General features: G+C 36.5%; 21 protein-coding genes. 4 read left to right on the forward strand and 17 right to left on the reverse strand.

Annotation, left to right across the window (positions count from 1 at the left end; all coding sequences use genetic code 11):
* Nucleotides 1-5: 5 nt before the first annotated feature.
* Nucleotides 6-803 (reverse strand): SDR family NAD(P)-dependent oxidoreductase, encoded by a 798-nt coding sequence (locus J9537_RS10520; protein WP_218256144.1) that lies wholly within the window; start codon nucleotides 801-803, stop codon nucleotides 6-8.
* A 351-nt stretch (nucleotides 804-1154) separates the two neighbouring features.
* Complete coding sequence (locus J9537_RS10525; RefSeq protein ID WP_010745872.1) at nucleotides 1155-1904, reverse strand: SDR family NAD(P)-dependent oxidoreductase; 750 nt, start codon at nucleotides 1902-1904, stop codon at nucleotides 1155-1157.
* Between the two features lie 441 nt (nucleotides 1905-2345).
* Here J9537_RS10525 and J9537_RS10530 point away from each other — a divergent pair, with 441 nt between their 5' ends.
* On the forward strand, nucleotides 2346-3590 hold the full coding sequence (locus J9537_RS10530) for an HlyC/CorC family transporter (RefSeq protein ID WP_218256146.1): 1245 nt from the start codon (nucleotides 2346-2348) through the stop codon (nucleotides 3588-3590).
* Between the two features lie 422 nt (nucleotides 3591-4012).
* Here the strand turns inward: J9537_RS10530 and J9537_RS10535 are convergent, their stop codons facing one another.
* The 4 genes from J9537_RS10535 to J9537_RS10550 form a co-directional block, all read right to left on the reverse strand.
* The gene (locus J9537_RS10535) at nucleotides 4013-4675 is read right to left on the reverse strand and encodes a hypothetical protein (protein ID WP_218256148.1); all 663 of its coding nucleotides are present in this window, start codon (nucleotides 4673-4675) and stop codon (nucleotides 4013-4015) included.
* Nucleotides 4668-5249, reverse strand: coding sequence for a hypothetical protein (locus J9537_RS10540; RefSeq protein ID WP_218256149.1), 582 nt, complete (start codon nucleotides 5247-5249; stop codon nucleotides 4668-4670). Before J9537_RS10540 ends, J9537_RS10535 begins: the two co-directional genes overlap by 8 nt.
* A complete protein-coding gene (locus J9537_RS10545; RefSeq protein ID WP_218256150.1) occupies nucleotides 5215-6456 on the reverse strand; it encodes a hypothetical protein in 1242 nt (413 codons plus the stop codon). Before J9537_RS10545 ends, J9537_RS10540 begins: the two co-directional genes overlap by 35 nt.
* 149 nt (nucleotides 6457-6605) lie before the next feature.
* Nucleotides 6606-6851, reverse strand: a complete 246-nt coding sequence (locus J9537_RS10550) for a helix-turn-helix domain-containing protein (protein ID WP_218256151.1) — start codon at nucleotides 6849-6851, stop codon at nucleotides 6606-6608.
* Nucleotides 6852-6944: 93 nt separating this feature from the next.
* On the opposite strand from J9537_RS10550, the gene J9537_RS10555 reads away from it, so the two are divergent.
* A complete protein-coding gene (locus J9537_RS10555) occupies nucleotides 6945-7322 on the forward strand; it encodes a hypothetical protein (protein ID WP_218256153.1) in 378 nt (125 codons plus the stop codon).
* Here J9537_RS10555 and J9537_RS10560 read toward each other — a convergent pair.
* The 4 genes from J9537_RS10560 to J9537_RS10575 all read right to left on the reverse strand — a co-directional run bounded on the left by J9537_RS10560 (nucleotide 7319) and on the right by J9537_RS10575 (nucleotide 9810).
* On the reverse strand, nucleotides 7319-7600 hold the full coding sequence (locus J9537_RS10560; RefSeq protein ID WP_218256155.1) for a hypothetical protein: 282 nt from the start codon (nucleotides 7598-7600) through the stop codon (nucleotides 7319-7321). The genes J9537_RS10555 and J9537_RS10560 overlap by 4 nt on opposite strands.
* Before the next feature lie 10 nt (nucleotides 7601-7610).
* Nucleotides 7611-8315 carry a plasmid mobilization protein gene (locus J9537_RS10565; protein WP_218256156.1) on the reverse strand — a complete coding sequence of 235 codons (705 nt, stop codon included), beginning with the start codon at nucleotides 8313-8315 and terminating at the stop codon, nucleotides 7611-7613.
* Between the two features lie 166 nt (nucleotides 8316-8481).
* Nucleotides 8482-9375: a hypothetical protein gene (locus J9537_RS10570; RefSeq protein ID WP_218256158.1), complete on the reverse strand. Its 894-nt coding sequence runs from the start codon at nucleotides 9373-9375 to the stop codon at nucleotides 8482-8484.
* A 144-nt stretch (nucleotides 9376-9519) separates the two neighbouring features.
* Nucleotides 9520-9810: a MerR family transcriptional regulator gene (locus J9537_RS10575; RefSeq protein WP_218256160.1), complete on the reverse strand. Its 291-nt coding sequence runs from the start codon at nucleotides 9808-9810 to the stop codon at nucleotides 9520-9522.
* Between the two features lie 186 nt (nucleotides 9811-9996).
* On the opposite strand from J9537_RS10575, the gene J9537_RS10580 reads away from it, so the two are divergent.
* Nucleotides 9997-10737: a helix-turn-helix domain-containing protein gene (locus tag J9537_RS10580; protein WP_218256161.1), complete on the forward strand. Its 741-nt coding sequence runs from the start codon at nucleotides 9997-9999 to the stop codon at nucleotides 10735-10737.
* A gap of 74 nt (nucleotides 10738-10811) precedes the next feature.
* A complete protein-coding gene (locus J9537_RS10585; protein WP_218256162.1) occupies nucleotides 10812-11975 on the forward strand; it encodes a site-specific integrase in 1164 nt (387 codons plus the stop codon).
* 96 nt (nucleotides 11976-12071) lie between these two features.
* Here the strand turns inward: J9537_RS10585 and sufB are convergent, their stop codons facing one another.
* The 7 genes from sufB to J9537_RS10620 all read right to left on the reverse strand — a co-directional run bounded on the left by sufB (nucleotide 12072) and on the right by J9537_RS10620 (nucleotide 18802).
* Nucleotides 12072-13466: a Fe-S cluster assembly protein SufB gene (gene sufB, locus J9537_RS10590; protein ID WP_218256163.1), complete on the reverse strand. Its 1395-nt coding sequence runs from the start codon at nucleotides 13464-13466 to the stop codon at nucleotides 12072-12074.
* 70 nt (nucleotides 13467-13536) lie between these two features.
* Nucleotides 13537-14010, reverse strand: a complete 474-nt coding sequence (gene sufU, locus J9537_RS10595; protein WP_010745869.1) for a Fe-S cluster assembly sulfur transfer protein SufU — start codon at nucleotides 14008-14010, stop codon at nucleotides 13537-13539.
* Entirely contained in the window at nucleotides 13997-15232 is a 1236-nt protein-coding gene (locus tag J9537_RS10600) for a cysteine desulfurase (RefSeq protein WP_218256164.1), read from the reverse strand. The genes sufU and J9537_RS10600 overlap by 14 nt, the downstream gene beginning before the upstream one ends.
* On the reverse strand, nucleotides 15232-16509 hold the full coding sequence (gene sufD, locus J9537_RS10605) for a Fe-S cluster assembly protein SufD (protein WP_218256165.1): 1278 nt from the start codon (nucleotides 16507-16509) through the stop codon (nucleotides 15232-15234). Before sufD ends, J9537_RS10600 begins: the two co-directional genes overlap by 1 nt.
* Before the next feature lie 13 nt (nucleotides 16510-16522).
* On the reverse strand, nucleotides 16523-17293 hold the full coding sequence (gene sufC / locus J9537_RS10610; protein WP_010745866.1) for a Fe-S cluster assembly ATPase SufC: 771 nt from the start codon (nucleotides 17291-17293) through the stop codon (nucleotides 16523-16525).
* A gap of 125 nt (nucleotides 17294-17418) precedes the next feature.
* Nucleotides 17419-17856 carry a GFA family protein gene (locus J9537_RS10615; protein ID WP_218256166.1) on the reverse strand — a complete coding sequence of 146 codons (438 nt, stop codon included), beginning with the start codon at nucleotides 17854-17856 and terminating at the stop codon, nucleotides 17419-17421.
* A 175-nt stretch (nucleotides 17857-18031) separates the two neighbouring features.
* Nucleotides 18032-18802 (reverse strand): DeoR/GlpR family DNA-binding transcription regulator, encoded by a 771-nt coding sequence (locus tag J9537_RS10620; protein ID WP_010745864.1) that lies wholly within the window; start codon nucleotides 18800-18802, stop codon nucleotides 18032-18034.
* Between the last annotated feature and the right edge of the window lie 27 nt (nucleotides 18803-18829).

Raw genomic sequence — 18829 nt, forward strand, 5'->3', positions numbered from 1 at the left:
ATAATCTAAACTCGTGCATGCGTTGTATACCAGCCGCCGTCGATCGTGATAGTCGCACCAGTGATAAAGCTGGCTTTTTGTGAAGCTAGAAAGGCAAATAATTTTGCTGGTTCCCAGTCTTCTCCGATTCGACGACTAGGGATTGCCTTCAAAGCAGCTTCCGTGCCCAACATCTCCCACGCTTGATCTGGCATCAAATTTGTGCGAATCAATCCCGGACAAACCGCATTTACCCGAATAAAAGTATTGTCACCCTCGTCAATTTCTGTCACTGCTTTTGGTCGTCCAAACATATCCGCTGGATTATTGTTTAATAGTGCTGCTGCACTTTGTCGCGTATAATTCAATAATGCTGCCTTCAAGACATTATAAGGAACCGAATCCCCAATCATGAAAGACGCTACCGAAGCAGTATGGGTAATACTCGGATTATCTGACTTGCGCAAAAGCGGTACACAATACTTGGTACACATTGCCGCATGCAAGACATACAGCTGAAATGCTCGTTCAAATTCCTCCGAATCCACCTCTTCAACCGTACCTACGATCGCCGAACCCGCATTACAAATCAAACTGTCCAGTTTACCAAATTTTTCCTTCGCAAAATCCACAGCCGCTTTGATCTGCTCCTCATCCGTTACATCACATTTAAATGGCAAAAAATTCTCGCCTAACTCCTTCGTCCGACTAAAATTCCGTCCAATCCCAATCACCTTTGCTCCCTGATCCAGAAACTCCTTCGTTGTCGCCAAACCGATGCCAGAAGTCGCGCCAGTAATCATTACAATATAATCATTTAACATGTTGAATCCTCCTTCTACCTCATTTTAAGGAATTCATTTTTTTCAAAAATGAGTTTTATTTTCGTCACGCATACCATTCCACTAAACATTTATCTTTGAAGCAAACTGCGTAAAGTAGAACTGGCATCTACCTCATTTTAAGGAATTCATTTTTTTCAAAAATGAATTTTATTTTCATCACGCATACCATTCCACTAAACATTTATCTTTGAAGCAAACTGCGTAAAGTGGAACTGGCATCTACCTCATTTTAAAGAATTCATTTTTTTCAAAAATGAGTCTTATTTTCGTTACGAAAACCATTCCACTAAACAGTCACATTTAAAATGAACTGCGAAAAGTGGAACTGGCTTAATTACTGACTGTCATCAAGCCGCCGTCAATCAACACATCGGCACCATTGATGTACTGTGCATCCGTTGAGGCTAGAAACGCAATCAGATCCGCTACTTCTTCTGGTTTCCCTGTTCGTCCACAAGTAACCTTCGCCATCTGATCGTACATCGCTAACACAGCATTTTCTTCCATGTTGACACCCTCACGCTGAAATATCGGTGTTTGAATAAAACCTGGCGACACACTATTGCAACGCACGCCAATAAAGCCCTGGGCTTGCTGTTTGGTATACAGCACCACGGCGTTTTTCGCTAAATTATATAGAGGATTTTCAGAGCTGACAGTTCGACTGGCTGCAGAAGCAGTGTTGATGATACTTGCGTTGTTTTTCGGAGCATTTAATAAAAGAGGATACAATTCTTTGGCAAACAACATAGGCGCCCGTAACAAAAGACTGAAGCAACGATCAAATTGATCGACTGTGACATCGCGAATCGTTGTATTCTCACCAAAACCTGCATTGTTCACAAATACATCCAACTCATTGTCAAAAGTGTCTTTGATAAATTCGCACGTCTTTACGATTTCATCAGCGTTTCGTACATCACAGGTACAAGGAATAAACTGATCGCCTAACTCCTTCGTTTTGCTAAAATTCCGTCCGATCCCAATCACTGTCGCGCCCTCCCTGATAAACAGTCGAGCCGTAGCTAGACCGATACCAGAAGTCGCACCAGTAATCACAACTTTGTAATCTTGGAACATCGTTCTACCTCCCTTTTCCAAAGCAAAAAGACTTCAAATGAAAATAGGACAACTGAATTTGTTCAATTGAGAGATTCTTTATGGATTTAAGTTGCGGGCAGGTTGTCTTGGTGAATCGAATAAAAAAGAGGAATACTACACTAATACAATGATATCATTATTCGAGACAGTTAGAAAACGGATTCATGAGAAAATATGATTTTTAGCAAGTCTCTTAAACTTGTTAACTTGTGAAAAATCGTGTCTTGACATTCAATTTGGACTACGATACGGTTAATTAAAGAGTTTTTATTTAAGATAGGAGAATGATACTTTGGATGACGAGGACTCGTTGTGTATTAAAAAAGAAGAATTTGTGATTGATACTAGTAATCCCAAAGTGCGCTGTCTGCAAACAGGGTGCTTTTTTGCATTAGGGGAGAACTATAAGGAGGAAGCTTTTTGGATAACTTGAGCATAATGATTGTAGTACTGGGTATATTATTAGCTTTGTCAGCGTTTTTTTCTTCAAGTGAAACGGCCTATTCTTCATTGAATCGCATTCGAATCACTAAATTGGCAGAGGATGGTAATAATAAGGCAAGGACTGTTTTGGACTTGTTTCATAATTTCGATCGCCTCTTGTCAGCAATTCTTATCGGAAACAATATCGTAAATATCGCAAGTTCTTCTATTGCGACTGTTCTATTTGTCCGCTATTTTGGTAACGTCGGTGTGACGCTATCGACGGTTGTAATGACGATTCTAGTTTTAACTTTTGGTGAGATATTTCCTAAGACATTGGCAAAAGAATCCCCTGAGACTTTCGCACTTTCAGTTGCTCGACCACTAAAAATTTTGATGACCATTTTTTATCCGTTGACACTCTTTTTTTCTATCCTAAAAGTTGGATTAATGAAACTATTACCAAACAAAGAAGCAACTCCTTCCATTACCGAAGATGAATTGTTGATCCTTGTGGAGGAAGCAGCACAAGAGGGATCGATTGATGAGGATGATGAACTTCTGATTAAGAGTGTGGTAGCATTTAATGATTTGGAAGTACAAAAAATTTTTGTACCCCGCACAGATATCATTTCCATTAACAGTAAAAAAAGTACAGAAGAAATAGCAGAAATTTTTGAATCTTCCGGTTTATCTCGCCTCCCCTATTGTCAAGATAGTATCGATGATGTGAAGGGTGTAGTAAATCAAAAGGATTTTTATTACCATGTACGAAAAGGCGAAAAAAAATTAGAAGAAATTGTCAAACCTATCAGCTTTGTGCCGAAGAGCATGAAGATTTCAGAGCTGATGAAGAAATTTCAAGCCGATCAAATCCATATCGCTATCATTATTGATGAATACGGTGGAACTGCCGGCCTCGTCACGCTAGAAGATATTATTGAAGAATTGGTCGGAGAAATCTGGGATGAATATGATAGTAAAGAACTGGATTATTACAAACTAGCAGATGGCAGCTTCTTAGTAAATGGTCGTTCAGACTTCGAGTGCTTAGAGGAGCTTTTCAATATTTCTAATACAACGAATTCTACAACGGTCGCAGGTTATATTTTAGCTTCAATCGAACGAATCCCCATACAAGGCGAAACGATTCAGATAGATGGTTTGATGATGACTATTTCGAAGATGCGGAATCGCAGGATTGAAGAAGTAGTGGTTGAGCCGGTTGTTGAGGGTGAATAAATAGACCATCTAAATTATTTTATACAAGGTCGATAAAACAAAAACAGATCGTTTAGTTTTGACTCATACATTGAATAAGTCTCGTCACGAAATAAGGTGACGAGACTTATTTTCTGTGTCCAAATCTTTTCATATTTTGTCTCAAGCAAAATTTTCTATTAAAAAAGCTAGAAACCTCACACATCAAGGTTTCTAGCTTATAAACAGATATTACCCCACAGACCCTTCCATTTGATGATTCAAGTTTTAATAACCATCAGAACAGTTGAAAACCAATGATTCTTGACGCTTTCTAAACTCAATTAAATCAATGGTAATCAGTAAAAATCAACGATATGGCATTCACTGTGGCATTCATTTTTATCCTTTTGAGGAGCTATTTCAAAAATCAAACTTTAATTCAGACATTCAAAAAAAATCGGTTATTGCTTATTTAACCCAGCTTCTTTTTCCCTTAATAGCTCAACTTTATTTATGACTAGTTTTAAAAGTTGTTTTATATTTTCTATTTCTGCAACTTCTTTCTTTAAGATTAAATCTAAAAGTATTTTGATTTGGTTACTCTCTTCAAACATCTCAACATAACTATCTACTTTACTATCGACCTCTTTTAAAGTTCTCCAATCAAAAGAACCAAAATACGAGTTAAACATAGTAAAACGCAATTTGTAAATAGTTATTATGAATTGTTCTCTTTGTTTTCCACCACTCTTGATATACTCAGCCATTTTATCGGGATCGCATTTAATGACTTCGGTCAATTCAGACAGTATTAAAAAATTTTTTTCATATTCACTCTTAAGCTTATCGAAAATTAAACCTAATTCTACAAGTTCTTTTTTCTTATCTCTGTTTTTCTGAAATAAAAACATTAATAAGGCGGTTAAAAACGAGAAAAAGGAGCCAAAAAAAGCGGTTGATGCTTTTATATATGTTTCGATTATATCAATATTTTCATTAAAAAATGGCTTATTAAAATGAATTAGAAATATTCCAGAAAGAGCAAATATTTCTCCTAAAGTAGCAACAAGCAAGACTACTATTATCAACTTCTGTTTGTCAGAAAACATTTTCCATCTATACATTAGAATTAAACGCTAATCTTTCTAAATTTTTTTCTAGCGAATCGTTTATAGGTTCCTCTCTCAATAACTCTGCAGCTTTTTTCAATAATAGCTCTCCTCTAGAAGAATCTTCATTTAAGCAAGCTTCGGTCTTATAAGAAGAGCTTTTTTCAAAAAAAATATCTTTACTTAACTCTACTTTTAAATCCTCATTCAGAACAAACAAGAGTGATATTTCATTATCAGCATTAACTTTTTCAAAATTATATTCTTCCCCGCAATCTTTACAGTAAAGCCTATTATTGGAAATATCTTTTTCTTGAAAAATATTAATACAGTCATCATTTTCACAAATAAATTTGAATCGTAGAGAAAAAATTCCGTCATCTCCAGTTAGTGCTAGAAAGAATTTGATAACTTGTTCAACAGGTTTCCTGTATTTATAAGAAAATCTATATGGACTCATATACTTGCTATGAATAGCTAATTCATCACTAAGATAACCTCTTAAAAGAGGATAATACTCTTCAAAAGGATAATTATTACTCAACCAAATGCTATCATTGTAAATTGCCTGCAATACGGTAAAGAACATATTCTTCAGCCCTTTCTCTTTCTCTAGCTCTACTATTACTTACCTTCAATTCTTTGTTAACATAGTGATAGATACATAGAGACCCTCTTGCATACTTATAATCAACTAATACGAAAATTGTATTTGTTACATTTGCTGGTGTTATTTCATCATCAAAGTTATCAGGATTAAATCTCCAAAACATTGATAATCCATCTAGTTCTTCATATTCTGAAACTACATCCTTCAAATTCCAAAAAATTTTTGATTTATACACGGGATCTCGATCATCACTTCTGTTACTAGATTTAGTAATTCTTGGATCTACAAAACTAAAACCAAAAATATATCCTCCGTGATTAATAAAAACTCTATTATCTATTTCAATAGCAGAATCTTGATATTTCAATATCATTGCTCTATTAATAAATTCATCAGGATTAGCCAGCCTTAATTCCTCAGTCAGAAATTGGCGTATTGATTCTGTATATTGTTGCTCTTCAAAAGGAGCACCTTGATTATCACTAATCGTTTGCTTAATTAATTCCAATGCCCTAGCTGATTCTTCAGTAAATAATAAATACATAGCTTTTTTAGCCGCTGTCTCAGGAATATCCCTAAAAACGATTTGTAAACCCAAACTATTTAGAGTATTAATAATTTCATTTTTCAACTCACTAAACTTCATTTCTGAATCAAGTTTTGAAAAAACATTCTGTTTATACGCAAATGATAGAATATTATTATTAAAATCCAGTTTGCATGCAACCAGAAATCTCTTTCTATCTCTATTTACAGGAGTAGTGTATACGCCAAATTGTAGCAAAATTTTTAAAGTGTTTCCTGCAAAACGAATCGAAACAATAGGTTCGTCATCATCAAGATCATTATAAAGCTTATTATCGATAAATTCATTGAACTCAGGATTTTCAGATATAACTCTGTGTACTTCATCAATGTTCTGATCCCCAACTACCATATGATAGTGCATAGTTGTTTCGGGATAAACAGAAAATAAAAAATCAAAGAGACTACTCTCAATAATATCCGATGCATTAGCATCTTCGTCTAAGTAATTATTAAGTATTCTCCTTATTGCTCTTTGTTTAATTTCTCCATCTAAAACTTGCTCTTCATATTTTGTTTCAAAACCTGCGACATTTACACATAGATAATCATAAATTTGATTGACATATAAATTATTAAGAATAGAAATATCATACCCCATGACTTTGCTCCTCTTCCTCAAAAAAATTAATTTAAGAATTCTTATTTTTCGCTCGTATGCAATTACGTTTGTTATCATTCAAAATTATACCAATATTTGCCTTCTTTATATATAAAAATCGCAAATTAAAATACAATTGAAAATCAATTTTACTGTAAAAGGTCCTCATACCTAACATTCAGAATTATTCTTATACTTTTCAATTGTTCCAACTTTACGTGCTGCCGTCCACCTTCTATTTTTACAAGCGTTTCTCTAGTAATATCAACATTATTGAGCTGCAACATTTTAACTAACTCAGTTTGACCAATACCCTTTTCTTTCCTAATCCGTCTGATATTGCTACCGATTACATTATTCTGATCAATTATTTTTTCTTCTTTCAAGATTAACACACCTTATGGACTAAAATAAGTCCTTTTTCTTGTTAATCTTAGAGAGAAATCATGATACAATGGGACTAGTTCTAGTCCACAAGGAGGTTACTCATGAATATTTCAAAAACCTTGATTTTTGAAAATAGGGCGCAATATCTTAAAGCTATTATCATCAAAATTTTTTTGTCTCTTTTAGTGGCAAAACTATTTACTTACCAGGGCACTTTTCTAGACACAGTATTTCTCAATTATTTTGCTTTCAGCATGTTTTACTTTTCATTGAGGATTGCGAAAAACTACCTTATCGCAGTAATTCTATTATTAGGAATATGTATAGCAATTATGCTGACTAATGAGTATCTCCACAATGAATACTCTGTAGAAGCGAGTAATTTATTTTTTATGGTATTTGCTCTATTTCCTTTTATCTATGATCTTTTCATCATACTTTGGGTCACTATAAAAAAAATAAAACTCAGCCAATCTTAAACTGGCTGAGTTTTCACTTTATCTGTAATCTCATTAATAAACTGATTCATATTTTTCCAATATAGTAGAGTTTTTTCAAGCTCTTCTTTACTAAAATTAAATAGATCAACAGAGAGCATTTCTCCTAAAGTTGAAAGAAGAGTAGAGTATAAATTTGAGCTAGTTCTATCAATTCCATTATTCAAAATGTAATTCAAAAGTCTATTGTAAATCCCATATGAAAATTCATTGATGATTTCAATTTTTGCTGTTAATTCGTAATCAATTCTATATTCCATCTTTTCACCTTCAAATAGTATATTTGTCTAATATGTCCTTAAATTCGAACCAATCATCATCAGTAAACTCGTATCCATACTTTTGAGATATAGTCTTCAATTTCTCCGCAAATATAAAAATTTCATTCCAAAACGAAATTAATAGAGATTCTTCCAATTTAAAAAAATGTCCGTCATATAACCAATCCCAAGTAAAATCAGAAACCTCTTTTTCTTGCTCTTTTGAAGATTCAATAAAACCAATAATGTATACAATATCATTATTGATTCTCTCAAATATTTCTTCGTAAATCAATTCTTTCGGAATTTTCATTTCTGAATTTTTCATCGAATTTATTAAATTGGTTGTTGTTTTCAAATCTAGCTTATCACTCGTGAAATTAAACTTCATTTTAGTCAATCTTCTATACTCGTGATTCATTAGATCATAAATCGAATTTAGTTTAGATTTTATCTGATCGATTTCCATATCCGTATAAAAACCATCGACATTTATTCTTCTGACAACGTTGTTTATATTGTGACCGATATAATTAATCTCTTTGGCCAATCCCCTATAAACACTCATGTCAATATTCAATCTAAAATAAGTTCTGGCACTGTCTACAAGAAAAGCTGTGGTTGAATTAAATCCTAGTTTCTTTGCTTTGTTAATTATGAATGCTTTATCTTCCTCAGTAACTCTCAATTCAATTTTTTCTGTTTTATTTGCCATAAATTCACCTCAAAAGTTCTAGCAGCTGCGACACAAAAAGTTGTAGAATTTCTACCAAGTAAAAACATGTTTTTTGGCGTTTGTCATGACAAACCCGATGCTTGCCTTTCCCTTAAACCAAATAAAAAAGGTCAGCCAAACACCTTAATTGACTAACCTTTTTCACTCACTTTAAATCACCATAAACAAATTTTTTTCTTTCCTCTTCCATTTCTTTTTTTGAAGAGTAATTTTGTTTAAACTCAAAAAAAATATCCTTCATCTCCAATAAATTATTACTATACAACATTTCAACTTCTGTGAATCCCACATCTCTTACCATACAATAAGCGTTTTCCCAAAAAGTAATCATTATCTTATTCCAATAGGCTTCTAAATTGGCAATTGGTTTTTCTTTCAAATTTGCTTCTTTCATTTTTAAGATAAATCTAATTGCTGTCTTTTCAATTTCTTCTCCCCAAATATCACCATAAATTTTTACTGCACTATTTGCAGTACTTAATTTCTTTTCCACAAATATTTTTGATTTGAAAATAATGTTTAGATATTTTTTTGCTTCGAAATATGAACCAAATAACAAAAAAATTTGAATCGTTTTTTTTGTCAAAAATTCTCTATTATATGATTTCAAAATATCATCTGTATCGATTGATGCGTCGATAGTATTTATAAAATCAGTATTAGTTATATTAGTATTAGTAGAGACGGATTTTTCAGGCTCCCGATTACCGGAAACCGGAAAATCCACTTCCGGTGTTAATAAACTTGGATCATCGGTAACTATCCAAGTATAACCACTGAATTTTCCATTTTCCCTATCAGTAAAGCCACATATATATCCTGCTTTTCTCAGTTCATTCCACCCGCTATTGAAGCTGTCTTTTTTATCAGTAGAATGCTTCATGACTTCACTTTTATATATTTTCCAATCAGATGGTAAGCTTGCCAAATAAGTTAAGATTCCTCTTGCCTTCCATGAAAGTTTCTCATCTCTGACAGCCTGATTTCTTATTTGAGTAAAATTTTTACCTGAAAAATTCGTATATATTTTTTGCTCCATGCTATCTCCTCACACTGTAAGTTAATAGAACACTTGAAAAAGTTACATTTTGAATTGCAATCATTTACTTTAGTGATAAAATGAAATCTGGAATAGTGTTCTAACTCTCTATTTCATTGAGGACTTGATGTTGATCCGCCAAGATTACGCATCAAGTCCTCCTCTTTGTTTTGAAAGCATAAACTTTGTTACTTCCCTTTTAGAATAAAATTTCCTTCCTCCCATTGTAATTATTGGCATTCCTTCTCTTACATAGATTTTCAATGTATTTGGGCTTACTCCCAACCAATCAGACATCTCTTTTTGATTCAAGAAATCTTTATCCATTCCAACATTTTGAACCGCTTTAGAGATAGATTCTTGCGCCAATGAAAAAATATACTGCTGCAACTCTTTAGACTGTTTATCGTCTAACAAAACTTGAAAACCTGACATTTCAATTCCTCCTTTTTGAAATAGCTCCTCTCAAAATAAGTTGATGTTCGCTACAACTTATTTCTAAATACAATATATTACTCTATGAGTATCATGTCAACGAAAAGTTGCAGCTCGCTACAATAAAAACTTTATTAATAATTCATTTTCGACTATACTTATATTTAAAAGAGGTGAGTATACTATATGACTGATATTGATAGTATAGCTGTTGGAAAACGAATTAAAGAAATTAGGAGTACCCTTTTTTTTAAAAAAATCTCGATGAAAGACTTTGGGGCACTCTTAGACCCTCCCGCAGATAAGACCTTGGTATCGAAATGGGAAAACGGTGTGTATGTACCAAATAACGTAAGATTAAAGCAAATTGCGGATCTGGCAAATACAACAATTGAGTATTTATTATTTGGAATTATCGAGGAAAAAACTGGGTACGGTGAACGAATTAGAAAGATTCGAGAAGACGAGTTGAATATGACGAAAGCCGAGTTCGGTAAAAGTTTTATACCACCTGTATCAGAGCAAATTGTCGATAAATGGGAAAACGAATCTTTATTACCTTCTTTCTTACAACTCAAAGTTATGGCACAAGATGGGCATAATTCTCCAAAAGAAATATTGTTCGGCGAGAGAAGATATAAAAATGCGGCTAATCCTTATGCCAGTTTAGATGATACTGAGGAGAAACTTGAAAATTCAACTTTAAATCAGCTTGAAAGAGCTGATTCTGATTATCTTTTCAAACATTTTAATCAACTTAGACTTTGTCAAATAGAAAATAAGACTGCGTTCAATGAATTATCCAGCATCATTAATAGTTTGCATTATGCATACTACGAAGAAAACTTGAATACAGACAGAATAAATGAAATTGAATCCGAAGTAATTGAGAGTGTTACAAATTTTTTTGATAGCATAAAGCCATAAAAATACCTCACACTAAATATACCTTGATTGATTTTTGAAATAGCTCCTCAAAAGGTAATCAAGGAGGAACTTAAATGGCTTCATTTACACAATACAAATTAGCAAGTGGTAAAAAGAAATGGAGATTTCAAGCATATCTCGGAACTGATCCAGATACTGGAGAACGAGTTAAAACAACTCGAAGAGGATTTGATTCAAAGAAAGAAGCTCAAATATCATTGGCTCAACTACAAGCAGAATTTGAGAAGAATAGTCGTAAACTAATTTCAGAGGAAATGATTACTTTCAGAGAGTTATATGATCTCTGGCTTGTTCAATACCGTTTAAAAGTAAAACCTTCAACTGTTGCTACCTCAAAGCGTTTTATTGAAGGTTATGCACTAGAATACTTTGGAAGATTGAAACTCGACAAGATTACTGTTCGCTATTGTCAAAAGATCGTTAATATATGGCATGAAAAGTATAAACAATATCACTATTTTCGCAAAGTAGTTGGTCAGGTGCTGCAATTTGGTGTGCAAATGGAAGTAATCGATAGTAATCCAATGAGAAAGACGATATTACCTCGCAAGAAAGAAGTTGAATCATTTCCAAACTTCTACACTAAAAAGCAGCTAGAGACGTTTTTTGAGTGCTTAGAGGAGCATATTGAGCTATCTGGGCGTACAAGCACCAAACTACTCGCATTCTTTCGTCTGTTGGCTTTTACAGGCATGAGAAAGTCTGAAGTTCTAGCCTTGCAATGGAAAGACGTAAATCTCTTCAATCAAGAGCTGACGATTGGAAAAACTCTAGCTACTGATGAATTTGATCAAATAGTTGTTCAAGAACCTAAAACAGCGAGTTCTCAACGTACTATTAGACTTGATCGAAAAACAGTAAAAATTCTTGAACAGTGGCGTGTTAATCAAAAAGAATGTTACTTGAAATTTGGATATAATACATCAAGTGTAGATCAATTTCTGTTCACAAATAAGTTCAATGCTCTTTATTATCCTCAAGCTCCTAATGACTGGCTTTATAACATACTCGAAAAATATGAGCTGCCAAAGATTACATTACATGGTTTTCGTCATACTCATGCTAGTCTGTTGTTTGAATCCGGCGCAAGCATAAAAGAAGTTCAGGAACGATTAGGTCATAAAGATGTCAAAACTACTATGAATATTTACGCTCATGTCACTCCTGAAAAGATTAAGGAGACTGGCGAACGGTTCGCAAAATACGTTAATTTTTGACGAATGGCATTCAATATGGCATTCACTTATCTCTGAATACAAAATAAAAAGCCCCGAAACGTTATCTTATCAACGTTTCGGGAACTTATAAAATATCTATCCCACAGACCCTTCCATCTCATACTGAATCAGACGGTTAAGTTCCACAGCGTATTCCATTGGTAATTCTTTGGTGAATGGTTCAACGAATCCCATCACGATCATCTCTGTCGCTTCTTGTTCAGAGATACCACGACTCATTAGATAGTACAATTGTTCTTCGGAGATTTTTGAAACCTTCGCTTCGTGTTCTAAAGATACATTTCCATTTAGGATCTCGTTATACGGAATCGTATCGGAGCTTGATTGATCATCCATGATAATCGTATCGCACTCGATGTGGCTGAATGAGCCAGCACTGTTTCGACCGAAGCGGACGGTTCCACGGTAATCTACTGCGCCGCCGTCTTTGGCGATGGATTTTGAAACAATCGAGCTGGATGTATTTGGTGCATTATGGATCATCCGGGCACCGTTATCTAAAACGATGTTCTTGCCGGCTACAGCGATCGATAACATTGTGCCGCGAGCGCCTTTTCCTTCCATGTAAACACTTGGGTATTTCATGGTTACTTTTGAGCCTAAGTTGCCGTCGACCCATTCCATTGTCGCGTTTTCTTGAGCTTGTCCACGTTTAGTTTCCAAGCTATAAACATTGTTTGACCAGTTTTGGATCGTTGTATAACGGCAGTAGCCGTCTTTTTTAACGAAAACTTCTACGACTGCGGCATGTAAGCTGTCAGAAGAATACGTTGGAGCCGTACAGCCTTCGACATAGTTGATGCTGGCACCTTCGTCGACGATGATCAGTGTACGTTCGAATTGTCCGGTATTTGCCGAGTTGATACGGAAGTACGACTGGATCGGAATATCGGTTTTCACACCTTTTGGCACGTAGATAAAAGTTCCGCCAGACCAAGCAGCTGAGTTTAACGCAGCCAATTTATTGTCTGATGGTGGTACTAATGTGCCGAAGTATTCCTTGAACAATTCAGGATACTCCTTCAAAGCTGAATCGGTATCTGTAAAGACGATCCCTAATTTGGTGAACTCGTCCTTCATGTTGTGGTACACCACTTCTGATTCGTATTGGGCAGAGGCACCAGCCAAATAAGCACGTTCTGCTTCTGGAATCCCTAACCGTTCAAAGGTCGTCTTGATTTCTTCTGGCACATCATCCCAATCGCGAGCTGGCTTATCGCTTGAACGAATGAAGTAGTTAATTTTATCGTAATCCAATTCGGACAAATCAGGTCCGTAATTGGGCATATCTAATTTTCTGAATGTTTCTAAGGATTTCAAACGGAAATCCAACATCCAATCCGGTTCTCCTTTTGCGCGGGAGATTTCGCGAATGACTTCTTCTGACAGACCTTCACCCGTCGTAAAGACTGGTTCAATATCATCGTGGAAGCCAAATTGATATTCCTCTTGCATTTCAGGTACACTCATGTATTCCCGCTCCTTATTCGTTTTAATGTATTCATTTTCTGACTAAAAAAAAGATTAGTCGTTCACTCATTTATTCTTTATGAAATTGCCCTTCGCGAGCTTTTCCTTGTTCGCTAGTCAAAGCTTTGCCTAGTGCCTTCCAAGCCAAGGTTGAGCATTTGATTCGAGCTGGGAATTTTGCAACACCGCTAAGCATCGCTGCATCTCCTAAGGCTTCTTCATCTTTTTCAGGAATCTCATTTCCTTGAACCATTTGAGCAAAAATCACTGCTAGATGTTCGGCTTCTGAAACGGGCTTGCCAATCACCGCATCTGTCATCATGGATGCACTTGCAGTGGAAATTGAGCAGCCGCTCCCAGAAAAGGCAATGTCTGTAATGACGTCGTCCTTGACGATCAATTCAAGTTCGATCACATCGCCGCAAGTCGGATTGTTCATCTCGATCGTTTGCGTAGAATCACTTAGCTTCCCGCGATGGTGTGGATGAGAGGAATGGTCCAAGATTACTTGCCGGTATAAATTATCTAATTTAGATAGCGCCATCTTTGAAAAACTCCTTCGTCGCCTTGATTGCTTCGATCAAACGGTCCGCATCTTCTTTCGTATTATAAAAATAGAAGCTAGCCCGTGCCGTCGCTGGCAGATTTAAATAGTTCATTAACGGTTGTGCACAATGGTGTCCTGCACGTACAGCGACACCTTCCATATCTAGAGCAGTCGCCACATCATGGGGATGGATGCCTTCCAAATTGAAAGCAACCACACCAGTATGATGTTCAGGATCTTGCGGTCCGTAAATGGTGATACCGCCGATCGCTTGTAATTTAGGTAAAACGTAGGCAACCAGTTCTTGCTCATAACGATGAATATTCTCCATACCAATCTCATTCAAGTAATCGATTGCTCCGCCTAGAGCGATTGCTCCAGCAATGTTCGGAGTACCAGCTTCAAATTTCCATGGCAGCTCTTTCCATGAACTATCGTAAAGATTGACAAAATCTATCATTTCACCGCCGAATTCGACCGGCTCCATTTGTTCTAACAATTGACGTTTGCCATATAATACACCGATTCCAGTCGGCCCGCACATTTTATGCCCGCTAAAGGCGAAAAAGTCTGCATCCAACGCTTGTACATCAACTATCATATGCGGTGCTGCTTGGGCACCATCTACGATCATCACAGCGTCGTTCTCATGAGCCATCTCTGCCAATTCTTTAATTGGATTGATGACACCAAGAACATTTGATACATAGGCCAATGAAACAATCGCTGTTTTTTCATTGATCATCTCTTTTGCGGCAGTCATATCAATGAAACCTTCGTCGGTCAGTGGTAGGTAGCGTAATGTCGCCCCCTTCCGTGCCGCTAACTGTTGCCATGGGATAATATTGGAATGATGCTCCATGTAAGAAATAACGATCTCGTCACCTTCCTTAATGAAGGCATCCCCATAACTTCGTGCTAACCAATTTAACCCGGTGGTCGTACCTCGAGTAAACAACACCTCAGATGTTTCTTTAGCGTTGATAAATGCCCGAACTTTTTCTCGACTATTCTCATAATCTTCCGTCGCCCGTTCGGCTAAAGTATGGACCCCGCGATGTACATTGGCATTATCATGTTCGTAGTAATGACGCAGGACGTCTAAGACTTGCGTCGGCTTTTGTGTGGTTGCTGCATTGTCTAAATAAACAAGTGGTTCATCATTTACTTCTTGGAAAAGAATCGGAAAATCTTTTCTAATCGTAGAAAAATCCCTCATTATTTACTCAACTTCCCTTCGATCGTTGCGATCAATTGCTCTTGGGTGGCTTTCACTGGAATAGCAGTAATAACAGGTCCTAAAAATCCGCGAATGACTAAGCGTTCTGCTGCTGCTTTTTCTAATCCGCGACTCATTAGATAAAACAACTCGTCAGGGTCTACTCGTCCAACACTGGCCGCGTGCCCAGCAGTTACTTCATTTTCATCAATCAAAAGAATTGGATTGGCATCTCCGCGAGATTTCTCTGACAGCATCAATACGCGACTTTCTTGTTGTGCATCGGCACCCTTTGCTCCTTTTAAGATATGACCGATTCCATTGAAGGTCAAGGTCGATTTCTCTAAAATAACTCCATGCTGCAAAATGTGTCCAATCGTGTGAGGCGCTTTGTTCGTCACTCGAGTATCAATTCCTTGAATTTGCTTACCGTCACTGATAGCTACGATCTTGACTTCTGAATGAGAACCTTCGCCGACTAAATCAGAGTCAAAGTCTGCGATCACATTGCCATCATTCATGATCCCAATTGCCCATTCAATCATCGAATCACGCATCAAGTAGCCACGACGATTCATATAAGTAGCAATATTGGCGCCTAAGGAATCTACCGCTGAGAATTTCACACGTGCGCCGGGTTTCGTGATTACTTCGACTACGACATTCCCAGACAGCTTCTTCGCTGCTTCTCCTTGTGATTCAAAGCGCTCCAAATATGAAAACTCACTGTTGTCTTCCGCCACAACCAAGACATGCTTGAAGAAATGCGCATCGTCATCCCCATTGTGCAAGAAAAGACTTTCGATTGGCTCTTCGATCACAACATTTTTCGGTACATATAAGAAAATTCCATTATTCATAAAAGCTGCATGCAGTGCCGTCAATGAATTTTCTTCAACTGGTACAGCCTTTTGCATGTAGTATTCTTTGACTAAATCAGGATGCTCTTGCATCGCTGTCAGTAGGTCAGTGAAGATTACTCCTTGCTCGGCAAGCTTTGGTGAAATTTGTTCAAAAACAGTCGTTTCACCAGCTTGTACGATCATTGGATTGTCTTTCATTTGATCAAAGCTAGGAATCGTACCCACTGCTTCTTGGTGTTCTGGTTTTACATTGTAAAGGTTCCAACGAGCAAATTTCACTTTTTCAATCACAGGCAAAGGCAGTTCATCAATTTTATTCAACGCATTAACACGCAAGTCAGTCATCCATTGAGGTTCGCCCCATTCGGCTGAAAAAGTTTTAACGGCCTCAAGATATTCTGTCCATTTTTTCATCTATCTTGCCCTCCTAAACTTCTTCTTTGTAATCGATACCTAATTCAGCAGAAATCCCTGCATAGCCTTCAGCTTCTAAACGTTTCGCTAATTCTGCATCGCCAGTCAAGACTACTCGTCCATCCATCATAATATGCACCACATCAGGTACGATGTAGTTCAATAGACGTTGATAATGGGTAATGATCAACGCACCGAACTCTTCGCCACGCATTTCGTTAATTCCTTTAGCTACGACTTTCAAGGCGTCGATATCTAGACCAGAATCGATTTCATCTAAGATCGCAAAGGTTGGTTCGATCATTAATAACTGTAAAATTTCGTTCCGTTTCTTTTCCCCACCAGAGAAGCCTTCGTTCAAATAGCGTTCAGCCATTTCTTCAGGCATATTCAGCAATTCCATTTTTTTATCTAATTTTTTCAAGAATTGCATAACGGAGATTTTGTCGTCTTCTTCACGGCGAGCATTCATCGCTGCACGCATGAACTCTGCGTTACTGATTCCTGGAATCTCACTTGGGTATTGCATCGCTAAAAATAGCCCTAAGCGTGCGCGCTCATCTACCTCTAAATCTAAAATATTTTTCCCATCGAAAAGGATTTCCCCTTTTGTAACTTCGTAGTTTGGGTTCCCCATGATTGCCGCTGATAAGGTAGATTTACCTGTACCGTTTGGTCCCATGATGGCGTGGATTTCTCCCGTTTTCATCACAAGGTTTACACCTTTTAAAATCTCTTTATCTTCAATGGCAACGTGTAAGTCTTTGATTTCTAAAACTGACATGAATGTACCTCCAAAATTTTTTTCTCGTTCTCACATATTTTAGACTAAATGAGAATGGAATACAAACTGATTCACCAATTTTCTTTTAAAAAAGAGCCTTTTATTTAGAATAATTATAAATTTGTTCACCCTAAAGGATGTTCCTCTGGCTCTTGGAAAAGCTTTTCCAAAAACGCAGCCTCCGTTAATTTTTCAGTCGGTTCTTTATAATGGAAGAAAGCAGGTTTTTGATCATAAAAGATTTCCTCCATTAGCTTGGCCTGATCGACTTCATCAAACAGACCCGTTGGGAAATAATACTCATCATCCGCTAGGCTATGGTAGAACAAACTGCTGCCGCACTTTTTAAAGGAACCTCGTTCTGCCCATTCCGATGATTGAAAACGATGCAGCTGCTCCTTTCCGGTAAAAGTAAAATCCTTCGGCGTTACTCCTGCCAATGACATAAATGGCCCGCCAAAAAACTTTTGACACATGTGACAATGACAGATGGTGATTTCTTCTGAAATTTGAGGAATGGTGATATGCACTTCCCCACAAAGGCACTGACCTTGAACTTTCATGCTTCTCCTCCTTTACTTTCTAAAATACAAATAATAAAAAAACTATATTGTTTCTAAAACATCTCTTTTCTTATAGTTTATCAATAATACAATCTTTATGAACATCCTTTTTGTAAAACAATAAAAATCTATTGCAAAAAAACACTGAAAAATAGCTCTCAGTGTTTTTGCGAGATTAGTATAAGCATTTGATATGGTGGTGATTTAATCTACTCATCTTCTCTGCGGATAAAGGTTTCTCAGTAATCAGATAATCGATCTCATGACAGGCGATCGCTTGATACATATATTTGTGATCCAATTTATCATCCGTTGCCAAAACGACCAAATGATTGGCCTGTCTTCGGAAGGCTTTTTTAATCAGTGCTTCTCCTTCATGTGTCTCAGTCACGCCATGCTCAAAATCTAAGCCTCGACAACCAATAAAGGCAATATCTGCATTATAAGTTAATATGTCATTGTATGCTTTTGATCCATTAATTGTCGCTCGCTTTGGCACAATTGAACCGCCTAAAACCGATACGTGAGCTGTAGTGAACTCGCTTAGCATGGCTGCCGTAAGAACCCCATTAGTAATAACCTGTAGACCATCAAACTTACTTAAATTCTTGATTAAATGTAAGCTAGTAGTACTAGAATCTAAAAAAATAACCATATCATCCTTTACCAAAGTCTCCGCGACATCTGCGATATATTGTTTATTGTCTTCTTCATTCAAGCGAGTTACTTTCATTAAATATGGAACATCGATTTTTTTATTGTCAATAATCATCGCACCGCCACGTGTCCGCCTGATCAGCCCACTTTCTTCAAGCAAGACAAGATCTCTTTTTACAGTAGCTTCACTATAATTGACAAGCTCAATCAAATCAGTGACCGTTGCAAACTGATGTACTTTTAAATAATTGACAATTTGTTGTTGTCGATCCTCAATTGCACTTAGCATCTTTCTCCCCCTATTCTTTTCTATAAC

Origin of the sequence: Enterococcus raffinosus (genome assembly GCF_019175485.1) — a bacterium.
Lineage (GTDB): Bacteria > Bacillota > Bacilli > Lactobacillales > Enterococcaceae > Enterococcus_A > Enterococcus_A raffinosus.